This window comes from Pedobacter gandavensis, assembly GCF_032678465.1.
Taxonomy (GTDB): Bacteria; Bacteroidota; Bacteroidia; order Sphingobacteriales; family Sphingobacteriaceae; genus Pedobacter; species Pedobacter gandavensis_B.
Genome location: NZ_JAVTSK010000008.1, coordinates 99,453 through 111,879 on the forward strand (window position 1 = coordinate 99,453; position 12,427 = coordinate 111,879).

Annotated in this window: 13 protein-coding genes; 3 read left to right on the forward strand and 10 right to left on the reverse strand. The window is 38.4% G+C overall.

Annotated features, from left to right (window positions below):
• The first annotated feature begins 8 nt into the window (after nt 1–8).
• Entirely contained in the window at nt 9–929 is a 921-nt protein-coding gene (locus R2Q94_RS15560; RefSeq protein ID WP_316822384.1) for a DUF58 domain-containing protein, read from the forward strand.
• On the opposite strand, the gene R2Q94_RS15565 is transcribed toward R2Q94_RS15560, so the two are convergent.
• Genes R2Q94_RS15565 through R2Q94_RS15590 form a run of 6 tightly spaced genes read right to left on the reverse strand, consistent with a single transcriptional unit; the run spans nt 926 to nt 5,685 of the window.
• Nucleotides 926–2,119 (reverse strand): aspartate aminotransferase family protein, encoded by a 1,194-nt coding sequence (locus tag R2Q94_RS15565; protein WP_316822385.1) that lies wholly within the window; start codon nt 2,117–2,119, stop codon nt 926–928. The genes R2Q94_RS15560 and R2Q94_RS15565 overlap by 4 nt on opposite strands.
• A gap of 15 nt (nt 2,120–2,134) precedes the next feature.
• Nucleotides 2,135–2,587, reverse strand: coding sequence for a hypothetical protein (locus R2Q94_RS15570; protein ID WP_316822386.1), 453 nt, complete (start codon nt 2,585–2,587; stop codon nt 2,135–2,137).
• A 44-nt stretch (nt 2,588–2,631) separates the two neighbouring features.
• Nucleotides 2,632–3,228 carry a hypothetical protein gene (locus R2Q94_RS15575; protein WP_316822387.1) on the reverse strand — a complete coding sequence of 199 codons (597 nt, stop codon included), beginning with the start codon at nt 3,226–3,228 and terminating at the stop codon, nt 2,632–2,634.
• 34 nt (nt 3,229–3,262) lie between these two features.
• Nucleotides 3,263–3,823: an RNA polymerase sigma factor gene (locus R2Q94_RS15580; RefSeq protein ID WP_316822388.1), complete on the reverse strand. Its 561-nt coding sequence runs from the start codon at nt 3,821–3,823 to the stop codon at nt 3,263–3,265.
• 54 nt (nt 3,824–3,877) lie between these two features.
• On the reverse strand, nt 3,878–4,837 hold the full coding sequence (locus R2Q94_RS15585) for a transketolase family protein (RefSeq protein WP_316822389.1): 960 nt from the start codon (nt 4,835–4,837) through the stop codon (nt 3,878–3,880).
• A 2-nt stretch (nt 4,838–4,839) separates the two neighbouring features.
• The gene (locus R2Q94_RS15590; protein WP_316822390.1) at nt 4,840–5,685 is read right to left on the reverse strand and encodes a transketolase; all 846 of its coding nucleotides are present in this window, start codon (nt 5,683–5,685) and stop codon (nt 4,840–4,842) included.
• A gap of 253 nt (nt 5,686–5,938) precedes the next feature.
• On the opposite strand from R2Q94_RS15590, the gene R2Q94_RS15595 reads away from it, so the two are divergent.
• Together R2Q94_RS15595 and R2Q94_RS15600 are read left to right on the forward strand one after the other, a co-directional pair.
• Nucleotides 5,939–7,222, forward strand: coding sequence for a sugar MFS transporter (locus R2Q94_RS15595; RefSeq protein ID WP_316822391.1), 1,284 nt, complete (start codon nt 5,939–5,941; stop codon nt 7,220–7,222).
• Between the two features lie 203 nt (nt 7,223–7,425).
• The gene (locus R2Q94_RS15600) at nt 7,426–8,949 is read left to right on the forward strand and encodes a response regulator (protein ID WP_316822392.1); all 1,524 of its coding nucleotides are present in this window, start codon (nt 7,426–7,428) and stop codon (nt 8,947–8,949) included.
• 14 nt (nt 8,950–8,963) lie between these two features.
• Here R2Q94_RS15600 and bcp read toward each other — a convergent pair whose 3' ends face one another.
• From bcp to R2Q94_RS15620, 4 genes are all read right to left on the reverse strand, one after another.
• On the reverse strand, nt 8,964–9,428 hold the full coding sequence (gene bcp, locus R2Q94_RS15605; protein ID WP_316822393.1) for a thioredoxin-dependent thiol peroxidase: 465 nt from the start codon (nt 9,426–9,428) through the stop codon (nt 8,964–8,966).
• A 4-nt stretch (nt 9,429–9,432) separates the two neighbouring features.
• Entirely contained in the window at nt 9,433–11,154 is a 1,722-nt protein-coding gene (locus R2Q94_RS15610) for a M23 family metallopeptidase (RefSeq protein WP_316822394.1), read from the reverse strand.
• Nucleotides 11,155–11,159: 5 nt separating this feature from the next.
• Nucleotides 11,160–11,771 carry a fumarylacetoacetate hydrolase family protein gene (locus tag R2Q94_RS15615; protein WP_316822395.1) on the reverse strand — a complete coding sequence of 204 codons (612 nt, stop codon included), beginning with the start codon at nt 11,769–11,771 and terminating at the stop codon, nt 11,160–11,162.
• Between the two features lie 89 nt (nt 11,772–11,860).
• Nucleotides 11,861–12,376 (reverse strand): T9SS type A sorting domain-containing protein, encoded by a 516-nt coding sequence (locus tag R2Q94_RS15620; RefSeq protein WP_316822396.1) that lies wholly within the window; start codon nt 12,374–12,376, stop codon nt 11,861–11,863.
• Nucleotides 12,377–12,427 lie beyond the last annotated feature (51 nt).

Consider the following 12,427-nt stretch of genomic DNA (forward strand, 5'->3'; position numbering starts at 1 on the left):
TTTACACTATGCAGTATCCAATCGATGAACATGCACTTCGTTTCAATGGTAATCTCGAATTATTAGCTAAACAAGTTGTAGAAGGCTTTATAACAGGACTTCATAAAAGTCCTTTTCATGGGTTTTCCGTTGAATTTGCTGAGCACCGTTTGTACAATGTAGGGGATAGTGTAAAAAATATTGACTGGAAACTTTTTGCAAAAACAGATAAACTCTTTAGTAAGCGATTCGAAGAGGAAACCAATCTTAGGTGTCAGTTTATTGTTGATGTTTCTTCATCCATGTATTTCCCTTCTGGAGAATATAATAAACTTAATTTTTCTATACAGGCCACTGCAGCTTTGATCTATTTGTTGAAAAGACAAAGAGATGCTTTTGGACTCAGCCTGTTTTCTGATCATCTGTTATTAAATACACCTGCTAAATCCACAACTGCACACCAGAAATATCTGTTTAGCCATTTGGAACAGGCTTTAAATACGACAGAGATGAATGTGACAACCAAGGTAGCACAATCCCTACATCAGGTTGCAGAGTTGATACATAAACGCTCATTGGTCGTGATTTTTAGCGATATGCTGAATAGTGATCAGGGTGAGGATCATATGGAAACTTTGTTCTCTGCACTACAGCACTTGAAATTTAACAAGCATGAAGTGGTTATATTCAATGTCACTGACAGATCGAGGGAAGTAGATTTTGAGTTTGAAAACCGTCCTTATGAATTTATAGATATGGAAACGGGAGCCAGTATAAAAGCGCACACGGCAAATCTGAAAACAGATTATCTGGCTAGGATGAGTAAATACAGAGAGGCCATCCAGTTAAAATGCAGTCAATACAAAATCGACATGATTGATGCCGATATTGCTGCTGGATTTCAACCTATTTTGGAGGCCTATCTGATTAAAAGACAAAAAATGAGTTAGGCAGAAGTCACTGCGATTACATTTTTTAGAATCACTTCAGAGGCATATTCAATTTCTTCTTCAGTAATAATTAGTGGAGGAGCTACGCGCATAGAATTGCTGCAATGAAGGAACCAGTCGCTGATAACACCATCTGCGATACAAGCATCAATGATTTTTTTATTGATTTCAAAGTTTTCAAATTCAATAGCCATCATCAAACCTTTTCCACGAACCTCTTTAATGGCAGGGTGAACCAGAAGTTTTTTGAATAATTCTCCTTTTTCTTCTACACCAGCTACAATGTTTTCTTTTTGGATCGTCTGCAGTGTCGCTAAACCTGCAGCACAGCTCACTGGATGACCACCAAAGGTCGTCAGATGCCCTAAAATAGGATTTGTTGCCAAAGCCCTCATGATCTCTGTAGAGCTGATGAATGCACCAATTGGCATACCACCACCAATACCTTTAGCCAGTAAAAGAATATCAGGACTGATGCCATAATGTTCAAAACCAAACATCTTTCCTGTACGGCCGAAACCACATTGAATCTCATCCAGTACTAATAAAGTACCTGTTGCTGTACATTTAGCTCTTAAGGCCTCAAAATAGTCTTTATCAGCGATTCTAAGTCCAGCTTCACCTTGTACTGTTTCCATGAAAACTGCTGCGGTACGTTCTGTAATCAGGTCCAGATCCGGTATAACATTAAAATTGATAAAGCGAATATCTGGAAGCAGAGGTCTATACGCCTGCTTAAATTCTTCATTACCCATAAGGCTTAAGGCACCTTGAGTACTGCCATGATAAGAATGGTGGCAGGCAATGATTTCAGAGCGACCGGTGAATCTTTTCGCAAGTTTCATGGCACCTTCTACGGCTTCTGCCCCCGAATTAACGAAATAAGTACAATTTAAATGACTTGGAAGTATATCAGCTAAGGCTTTAGCAAAGTTTACCTGTGGACTTTGAACAAATTCACCATATACCATAATGTGCATATAGTTTTCTACTTGTTCCTTAACCGCATTTACAACGGCTGGGTGACAATGGCCAACATTACTTACACCTATACCGGCAATCAAATCCAGGTGTTTTTTGCCTGTAGTATCATATAGATACATACCGCTGGCTTTAGTAAATTCTAAAAGAAGTGGCTCTAGAGTAGTTTGGGCGTTATGTTGAAGGAATAATTGACGTTGTGTAAGCATACACAAAAATACAAATTAATTCCGCTCAGGCCTGCCATTTCTGTATCTTGATAAGAGTTCTCTTTTAAAAGTCTCCTGGGCACGGTAATACTTTCCGACTGTTTTGATAGGTAAACTGGATTTCAATTTGTAATAATACTTTTTCTCAATAGATAAGTCCCTTTGCTTGAAGTTGAGCTCATTTACAATCAGACTCTGAATCTCAGTATCCGAAAGATTATCGATTTCTGTGATCTTTTTAAAACTGATCATATTTTGAGACCGTTCTTTACGCAAAGCAGCCTGTTCTTTTTGAAAGTCATTGTATATCGGCCAGAAAATTTTCGCCTCTTCTTCAGAAAGATCAAGTTTCTGAGTTAAGTAGCTAATCCTTAATGACTCAATTTCAGCAGATTTCTCTCCTGTTCTTTGTGCAGAAGCAAGAAAAGGTAACATAAAAAGAATTGCGGCAACAACTATATTTTTCATCGGTTTTTTTTTAATTTTTTAACTGGCAATCAACAATACATGAATTATAAGTTTGAAGCTATTTCATTTTGGCTGTAGTTGCTGAGAATATAATTTTCCAGATCAGCTTCGGCTACTGAAGGATGTTCCTGCGTCAGACTATTGGATTGAATATGTTCTATAATTGTATTCTCGTCAATATCAAATAGCATTTGTTCGGTTGCAGTATCGACAGAAATTGGAGGAGTGGAGTTCGTATATTGATAAAAATACATACCTACAGCGGTTACCATTACAAAACATGCCGCTGAAGCATACTTTAGCGATTTAGAATGCCATAGACGGATGGTCTTTGCTACCTTTTTATGAGTCGTCTTCTGATTGATTTTATCCTGTAATTGTTGGAAATAATCCTGTGGCACAGTGTAACCTACTATTTCTGTCTGAATTTTTGTAGAAAGCGATTCGAAGTAACCTTCAGGTGCATTAAAACCTGATTCTGGACTGCTTGTTTTCAACTGGTCCAGAAATATAGCCTCATGAATTTGCTCAGGAAGTTCTTCAAAATACCCTTCTGGAATAGAAAAAGGATGTTTCAGCTTCAGCCCGGCCAGATGGGGGGCTTCGTTCATCCATTCGCTATTTTCTAAATCATTTTTCATTGCATATATATTGATACATTTCAGTACAAAAGGTTTAAAAGGAAATGTCCTCATTTAGCATAAAAGTTTCAACTTTTTTTACAGCGATATGAAAAGAGGCTTTTAAGGCACCTACACTGGTTCCTGTAATCTCTGCAATCTCTTCATATTTCAGATCGTCAAAGTATTTCATATTAAAAATAAGTCGCTGTTTTTCAGGTAAAGTGAGTAAGGCCTGTTGTAATTTCATCTGGATTTTATCGCCATTGAAATAGGAGGAAGCCACCAGACTTTCAGCAAGCTCTTCAGAAACCTCATCCAATGGTGTATTGTTCCGTTGTTTCTTTTTATTCAGAAAAGTAATCGATTCATTAGTGGCGATGCGATAGATCCAGGTATACAACTTGGAGTCGCTGCGGAATTTATCCAGATTTTTCCAGACTTTCACGAAAACCTCCTGTACGAGGTCGTCCGTATCATCATGGTCAATCACCAGTCGGCGGATATGCCAATAGATTTTTTGCTGGTATTTTTGAAGAAGCAGGTTAAAGCCTTCATTGCGAGTCTCCTTATTGGAGAATTTCTCTAAAATTTCTGAATCTTCAACCTGCTTCATTTATAATGTTTAATCTGTTAAATATGGACAGATATATTAAACGTCTATTTGGACTTATTTATTGGCTCTTTTCATGACTTTCTGAACAGCTTCAACGATATTAACCGTATCCAGACCGTACTTAGTCATCAATTGATCAGGAGTACCACTTTCACCAAAGCTGTCATTTACAGCAACAAATTCCTGAGGAGTAGGTAGTTCTGTAACCAATAATCGGGCTACGCTTTCTCCAAGACCACCGAATTTATTGTGTTCTTCACAAGTAACGATACAACCTGTTTTTTTCACAGATTTTAAAATGGCTGCTTCATCTAATGGTTTAATGGTGTGAATATTGATGATTTCTGCATCGATCCCTAATTCTGCCAGTTGTTCACCAGCTTCAATTGCTTTCCAAACCATATGTCCGGTGGCAACGATGGTCACATCTGTACCTTCATTTACCATCCAAGCTTTACCAATTTCAAATTTCTGATCAGGATCCGTAAATACTGGAATCACTGGTCTTCCAAAACGCAGGTAAACCGGTCCTTCGTATTCTGCGATGGCAATGGTGGCTGCTTTTGTCTGGTTATAATCACAGGTATTGATGACGGTCATGCCTGGAAGCATTTTCATCAAACCGATATCTTCTAGAATCTGGTGTGTCGCCCCATCTTCACCTAAAGTTAAACCAGCATGAGAAGCACAAATTTTAACGTTTTTATTTGAATAAGCAACAGACTGTCTGATCTGGTCATAAACCCTTCCTGTAGAGAAGTTAGCGAAAGTTCCTGTAAAAGGAATTTTTCCGCCGATAGTTAAACCAGCAGCAATACCAATCATATTTGCTTCGGCAATACCAATCTGGAAGAAGCGCTCTGGAAATTCTTTAATAAAGGCATCCATTTTCAAAGAACCTACTAAATCCGCACAAAGTGCAACTACTTCCGGGTTTTTCTGTCCTGCTTCAAGTAATCCTGCTCCAAAACCAGAACGGGTATCTTTCTTTTCAGTATATGTGTACTTTTTCATGCTTAATAGTCTTTTAGGGTAGAAGGTAATTGTGCTAATGCTGCGGCTAGTTGCTCATCATTTGGAGCGATACCATGCCATTTGTGTGATCCCATCATGAAATCTACACCATTACCCATAACGGTACTCATTAAGTTTAAGATTGGTTTACCTTTACCGGTTAAAGATTTAGCATAATGTAAAGCTTTAACGATATCTTCCATATCATTACCGTTAGAAGTGATCACATGCCATCCGAAAGCTTCGAATTTCGCCTGTAAGCTCTCTAAAGAAAGTACTTTCTCCGTAGGACCATCAATTTGTTGACCATTATAATCAATAGAGGCAATCAAATTGTCTACTTTATTGTGAGGAGCATACATGATGGCTTCCCAATTTTGGCCTTCCTGTAGTTCACCATCTCCAAGCAATACATAAACTGTAGAATGATCTTTATTTAATTTCTTAGCTTGTGCAGCCCCAATTGCTACAGACATGCCCTGACCCAAAGATCCTGAAGCAATTCTGATACCTGGAAGGTGCTCATGCGTAGTTGGATGTCCTTGTAATCTTGAATTTAATTTTCTAAAAGTAGCCAGTTCACTCACTTCAAAATATCCTGATCTTGCAAGAGCGCTATAGAAAACTGGTGAAATATGTCCGTTAGATAGGAAGAATAAATCTTCTCCTATTCCATCCATTTTAAAATCAGTAGTGTGGTTCATGACCTCAAAATACAATGCAGTCATAAAGTCTGCACATCCTAATGATCCTCCGGGGTGGCCTGACTGGCAACCATGCACCATTCTAACAATATCTCTTCTTACTTGAGAAGCGATATCTTGTAATTCATCGATTGTATGTTTCATTAATTGGGGTTGTTGATTAATAGGACAAATGTAATTAAAAATACTTTGGACGTAACATCTTAAGCTAAAGTTCAGTAGAAAGCTCTGAAATACAACTGTTGCCTCGTGTTTGTTTTATTTTTTCTGTGGATTTATCAATATAAGCTTGATATTCCGAAGAATTCTATATTTTTAGGAACTTTTATGTTCGATTTTGATAAAAATACTAACCAAACTTCAAAAAGTTGATAACAAAAAATACTCAAATTAAATCATGACAAACCAAACACAAAAATCAGTAATTTCTCCCATTGTAACCATTGGGGCTTTATTCTTCATTTTTGGCTTTGTAACCTGGGCCAACAGTACCTTAATTCCCTTTCTAAAAATAGCATGTGGACTTAAAACAGATTTTGAAGCCTTTTTGGTGACCTTCGCGTCCTACATTGCTTATTTCTTCCTTGCACTTCCTTCTTCATGGATTTTAAAGAAATTGGGTTTTAAAAATGGAATTATTATCGGTTTACTGATCCTTGCATTCGGCTCTCTGATCTTTATTCCAGCAGCAGAAACAAGAAGTTTTGGTCTGTTTTTAACAGGTATTTTCATCCAGGGGGCGGCATTATCTTTATTGCAAACGGCTTCTAACCCTTATATCAGCATCATTGGTCCGATCGAAAGTGCCGCAAAACGCATGAGTATCATGGGGCTTTGTAATAAATTTGCAGGAGTGATTGTACCATTGATCATGGGTACCATTTTCCTTAAAAATGCAGAAGAAATTCAGGGTAAAATTAATAATGTAGCTACAACGTTTGCAGATCGTGAATTACTTTTGGAAGAAGTATTGGGACGTGTTCATACTCCATATATTGCATTGGCGATTGTGTTCACGCTTTTTGCTGTATTTATTAAGTATTCAAATCTACCTGAAGTTGATCTGGATAAGGATGAATCAGGAGTTGAAGGTGAAGTAAGTACTGCTAAAACCTCTATCTTCCAGTTCCCTCATTTATTCCTGGGTGCATTCTGTATTTTCGTTTATGTTGCTGCTGAAGTAATGGCCGGAGATATCATTGGTGTATATGGATCTGCATTAGGTATCAGTCCTGATATTACCAAATACTTTACGACATTGACTTTAGGTAGTATGTTGGTGGGTTATGTGGTTGGTGTCATTGTGATTCCTAAATACATTACACAACAATTTGCATTAAGAGTTTGTGCGATTTTAGGTGTGATTTTTGTAACTGCGGCTTATTTAACACATGGTTATACCTCTGTTATTTTCGTAGGTCTACTAGGCTTGGCAAATTCACTAATGTGGCCAGCGATTTTCCCTCTGGGGATTAAGGGACTGGGTAAATTCACTAAAACCGGATCTGCAATTATGGTGATGGGTATCGCTGGTGGTGCAGTTTGGCCACTGATTTACGGTTATTTAAAAGACTATTTACATATGGACTTCCAACTTGCATTTTTTGCTAGTGTATTGCCTTGTTATTTATACATTTTATATTTTGCAGTGGCGGGCCATAAAGTTCGTTCCAAAGGATAATAGTGAACAGAACTCCTTGGAGTTGCAACAAAAAAGGGAGAAGCAGGTGCTTCTCCCTTTTTTGTTAAAGGACTGTTTTTAATGGTGTTGTATCGGCTTAATATTGAACAAAATGAATGCCTTTTAGCCGAAAAGTAATCCCTGTGAATTGACTATTTTTGTTCTCAATAGTTTGCCGGGGGGCTTAACATTAATTTTTATGTATGGCTATTTCTACCTTTAAAAGGAGGAGTAATAGTGCACCTGTTTTAGGGACGCTACTCCTGTTCATCTCCCTCATTTTTCTTGCCATGGTCTTCAGCTATGCTGTCCTCCTTTTTACAGATAGCCAAACATTTCGCAAATGGTTTGCATTAGGCTCAGGTTTCATTGTACTGCTATGCTGTTATCTCCTTGTTCGTTTCTTTCAGAAAGCCTTTAAAGTCAGGGAGGAAGGGGATAATGCCCATCATATTTCCAGACATGAACAACTGCATCAATTGCTGGACCGTAAGAACCAGGAGTTATTTGGCATATCAGAAGCGCTGATCAGAGAGATGAGAATCAGAGAATCATCCGAGAAAGCCAAACAAATCTTTCTGGTCAATATCAGCCATGAGATTCGTACGCCTATGAATGGGATAATGGGCTTTGCACAATTACTTGAAGAATCGTTGGTGGATGAAGATCAGCAGGAGTCACTGCAAATGATCCTCAAATCTGCAGATCAGTTGATGGCCATTCTCAATGATATCCTGGACTTTTCCCGACTGGAAGCCGGAGATATTGATTTTCAATCGATTCCCTTTACCTTAAGAGATACTGTACATTCTATTTATAGGATGATGGAGGACGCGGCAAAATGCAAAGGCCTTGATTTTAGCTACGAGATTCCGAATACCTTGCCGGAAGTACTGAAGGGTGATGCCATTCGATTAGGCCAGATCTTGTTAAACCTTACCTCAAATGCAATAAAATTCACGGAAAATGGAGAGGTAAAGGTCAGTTTAAAATTGCTCAATGAGGAGGAAGACAAAATATCCATCTCATTCGAGGTGCATGATACCGGAATTGGAATTCCATTTAATAAACAGCAAAAAGTATTTGATTTCTTTGAACAGGTCACAAATGATACTTCCAGAAGATATGCAGGAACAGGCCTGGGTTTAAGTATTGTAAAGCGGCTGGTGGAATTGCAGGGTGGAGAAATAGCCTTGGATAGTGTTGTAGGACGGGGGTCTGATTTCCATTTTAGGATGGAATTTGGAAAAGTAACAGATGAAATTAAAAGACAAACCATCAGCAGCAGGTCTAAATTTGAACCTACTGTTCTGCAACATGGTAGAGGGATCAAGGTTTTGATCGTTGAAGACAATCCAATCAACCAATTACTGGTGATTAAATTATTGGATAATCAGGGTTATGAGATCACGGTTGCTGAAAATGGCCGGATTGCATTGGAACAATATGAAAAGCAATCATTTGATATTATTTTGATGGATTTGCAGATGCCTGAACTGGATGGTTATGAAACGACAAGGATCATCAGGAAAATGGAAGGGGATAAAGGGGACATTCCAATTGTGGCAATGACTGCCCATACGATCAAAGGAGAATTGGAAAAATGTATCAATATTGGAATGAACGATTACATCTCCAAGCCTTTCAACGCTTCAGAATTGTATCAAAAGATAGAAAAGATCATAGAAAAAGCCAGGTCTGTTATTGTTGGAATGAACAAACTTTGAACCTGGCTTTTCAATTAATTTTCTAATAATTCCAATACCTGGGCAGTAGCATTCTTTGTATCTACTTTGGCAATAATATGGGTAAGGATACCATTTTCATCAATTAGAAAAGTTTTTCTATTGGTACCCATATACTTTTTGCCATACATGTTTTTTTCTCCCCAGACACCATAAGCCTCTACAATCTTCTTGTCGGTATCTGCAATCAGTGTAAATGGCAAATCATATTTGGTTATAAATTTCTGATGAGATTTTTCGTCATCCACACTTACTCCCAATACGACAATCCCCTTTGCTGTTAAACCCTGGTAATTGTCTCTGAAGTCGCAGGCTTCTGTAGTACAACCTGGAGTATTGTCTTTTGGATAAAAATAAAGGACTACCTTTTTTCCTTTGAACTGGTTTAAGGTAACTGTATTTCCATCCTGATCTTTTGCAGTAAAATCAGGTGCTGCCTGACCAATTGTTAATTCATTCATAATGTTATTTATAAAACGTGATTGAATAATTCCTGTTATTGCCTTTCATATCTGTCACGATGACCTCCAGATTGTGTTTTCCTGGAGCAATGCTTCCGTCAAAAGTATGCCACAGACTAGCGGTTTTGCTGTCGAACTCCATCAAAATCCATTTGCCATCAACATAACCATTAAAGCTTTTCAGGCCGGAAAGATTATCCCTTAGTTTAAAGGACATCTTACTGATTCCTGCCATGTTCTTGCCATCGCTGATATTTAAAGGCGTCAGTGTAGGAGGAATGGTGTCTATGGCAATATAAAAGCTTCCAAAGGTTCTTGGATTCGCTTTTACATAACCATTATCATAACTGCCGCCCTGACCTGCTCCTGTTTTGCTAACAATCAAGGCTTTTTCTTTGTATTTGTCCAGGCTACTATCAGCTTTAATCCAAAGTTCAAAACCAAGGTGTAATGGGGTTAGGTTATTGTGGATCTGATGAATGGCCGAATATGCATTTCCAGCGGGCTTAGGAAATGATTTATATTGGAAATTCAGGTCGTTGTATAGTGTTCCTTTAGGGAAGATAACCTTTACTTCTGCATTGTTAAATTCATTAACATCACCATAAGGATAAGGAATTCCGGGAGCCTGTTCCGGCGTCTTTATGATTGCTTTCTCGTTGGATTGCACTTTAAAAGCCAGCTCACTTTTGTTTCCTTTACCATCAGTAATGATGTATTTCAGCTGATGCAATTTACCATCATTAAAATCTATCCTGCCGTTATTGACCAGATTACTGTAAATACCTAATGGATTTCCGGGGTCTACAAAACTCTTCTGGATACTTTTTCTGGTATTGATAAATGAAGGATAGTCAATGTGAGAGTTGATCGCTTTGCTGTTTTCAAACCTGAATCTTTCCATAGCAGATGTAAATACGATTTTACCATCCATTTCTAACTCGATAGCATACACCCCATTAGTACCTGAGGCTCCATTGTGTTTATCGGTGGTAATGATTCCGAACCCAACCTCCCCAGTTAAATTGATGGTGTTGACCTGATTTAAGGCATATTTGCCATTAGCACCCAGTACCTGGAAGTATTGTTTAGGGGTCAACTCATTAAAGGGCTTCTGATTTAAGCGGTATACATACATTGCGTAAATCACCGGTGGAATATTGTCAGGAATTTCAAAGCCAAATAACTGAGGGTTAATTGTCGCCTCAGTTTTAGTATCTCTGATCTCAAAATGTAGGTGTGGGCCACCTGAACTTCCGGTATTACCGGTGTAAGCAATCACATCCCCCTTACGAACAGGAATTAGCGTGCTGGCAGGAAACTCATCGATTTCATAAGATTTCTTTTGATACTGTAAGGCTTTCACCTGTTGACCGATTTTTGGGTTAAAGCGGGATAAGTGACCGTAAACTGAAGTATAACCGTTAGGGTGTGTCAGGTAAACCGCCAGTCCGAAACCACTATTCTGCACCCTCATGCGGGATACATAACCATCAGCAATGGCATATACCGGATATCCTTCCCTTTGATTGGTGCGATAATCCATTCCTGAGTGAAAATGATTTGGCCTAAGTTCGCCGAAAGAGCCGGCTAATGCTGGTGGAACAATATCTAAAGGAGACCTGAAATCTACCAATGGGTATTTCTGATCACTAAATATCTGCTGGGCATCGGCTATAAAACTGCAAAGGACCAGGGCCAGCAGTAAGAATTTTGCTTTAATCATTTAATCTATTTTATGTCAAAATTTAATAGCTGTTGGCCATCCATCCAGGCTTCCAGTTTATCACCTTCATGGACTTGTCCTACACCTTCCGGTGTTCCGGTGAAAATCAAATCCCCTTTTTTCAGTGTAAAGTATTGTGAGATATATGAAATCAGGTATTCAAACGAGAAGATCATGTTTTGTGTATTTCCTTGCTGACGGGGCTCTCCATTGATCTGAAGTTCAAATGGAAGTTGGTGTAAATCGCTCAGCTGCGCTTTTGGAATAAAAGTTCCAATGGCAGCACTATGGTCAAATGCTTTGGCAAGTTCCCATGGTAAGCCTTTCTCTTTATGGCGGGTTTGAATATCTCTTGCCGTAAAGTCAATCCCAACACTCAGTTCTTCGAAATAATTTCCTGCGAATTTCTCTGCAATATGTTTTCCTTCTCTACAGATTTTTAAGACCACTTCCAGTTCATAATGAATGTCTGAAGAAAAGTCAGGAATGTAAAAAGGTTTATTTTCTCTTAAGGCAGCAGTATCCGGTTTTAGAAATATAACCGGGGTCCCCGGAACAGGGTTGTTTAATTCTTTGGCATGCGCAGCATAGTTGCGGCCAACGGCAATGATCTTCATCTTCAGATTTGGGATTAATAATTATCGAACTAACAAGATTCGGCCTTGAAAGTTTCTTCCTCCCCAAAAATACTAAAGAATAGGGGGAATTATAAAACAGAAATGCGTTTTACTACGGTTTCTGCTCCGGAAACAACCTTCAGGAAGTAAATTCCACTGTTTAAACGGTTGGGAATGGTATAACTTTTTGTCTGTTCACCAGCAGAAACTCGCTCATTTGCTAAGGTGACCACTTCATTCCCTAATAAGTCCATGATTTTAACCGAAAGATTAGATTCGCGATCCAGTTTTAAAATCAGGTTGATCTGGTCGCTAACCGGATTCGGATAAACTTTTAATACACTAAGAATCTTATCGGCTTTGATGCCTGGATTTGATTTTGTACTTGCCAATACTTCGTTATATGGAATATAGCCAAAAGCCGATTTTGGCTTATATGTTGGAACAACGGCTTTAATCTGAGGGGTCTTGTAGATTTTCTTTGCCCTTACATTCGAGATGGTACTGTCCTGTCGCTGTGCTAAAACACTCAAGCTGCAAAAAACACTCCCGCATAATATGCAGGAAATCATCATTAGCAGCTTTGTAGGTAGTTTTATATTCATGCTTGGATAGTCCCAAAAATATAAATAAAAAAACAAATAAATCAATGCTTT

Coding starts and splice junctions, on each gene's coding strand:
- R2Q94_RS15560 (WP_316822384.1), top strand. CDS start 9: ATGCAGTATCCAATCGATGAACATGCACTTCGTTTCAATGGTAATCTC.
- R2Q94_RS15565 (WP_316822385.1), bottom strand. CDS start 2,119: ATGCTTACACAACGTCAATTATTCCTTCAACATAACGCCCAAACTACT.
- R2Q94_RS15570 (WP_316822386.1), bottom strand. CDS start 2,587: ATGAAAAATATAGTTGTTGCCGCAATTCTTTTTATGTTACCTTTTCTT.
- R2Q94_RS15575 (WP_316822387.1), bottom strand. CDS start 3,228: ATGAAAAATGATTTAGAAAATAGCGAATGGATGAACGAAGCCCCCCAT.
- R2Q94_RS15580 (WP_316822388.1), bottom strand. CDS start 3,823: ATGAAGCAGGTTGAAGATTCAGAAATTTTAGAGAAATTCTCCAATAAG.
- R2Q94_RS15585 (WP_316822389.1), bottom strand. CDS start 4,837: ATGAAAAAGTACACATATACTGAAAAGAAAGATACCCGTTCTGGTTTT.
- R2Q94_RS15590 (WP_316822390.1), bottom strand. CDS start 5,685: ATGAAACATACAATCGATGAATTACAAGATATCGCTTCTCAAGTAAGA.
- R2Q94_RS15595 (WP_316822391.1), top strand. CDS start 5,939: ATGACAAACCAAACACAAAAATCAGTAATTTCTCCCATTGTAACCATT.
- R2Q94_RS15600 (WP_316822392.1), top strand. CDS start 7,426: ATGGCTATTTCTACCTTTAAAAGGAGGAGTAATAGTGCACCTGTTTTA.
- bcp (WP_316822393.1), bottom strand. CDS start 9,428: ATGAATGAATTAACAATTGGTCAGGCAGCACCTGATTTTACTGCAAAA.
- R2Q94_RS15610 (WP_316822394.1), bottom strand. CDS start 11,154: ATGATTAAAGCAAAATTCTTACTGCTGGCCCTGGTCCTTTGCAGTTTT.
- R2Q94_RS15615 (WP_316822395.1), bottom strand. CDS start 11,771: ATGAAGATCATTGCCGTTGGCCGCAACTATGCTGCGCATGCCAAAGAA.
- R2Q94_RS15620 (WP_316822396.1), bottom strand. CDS start 12,376: ATGAATATAAAACTACCTACAAAGCTGCTAATGATGATTTCCTGCATA.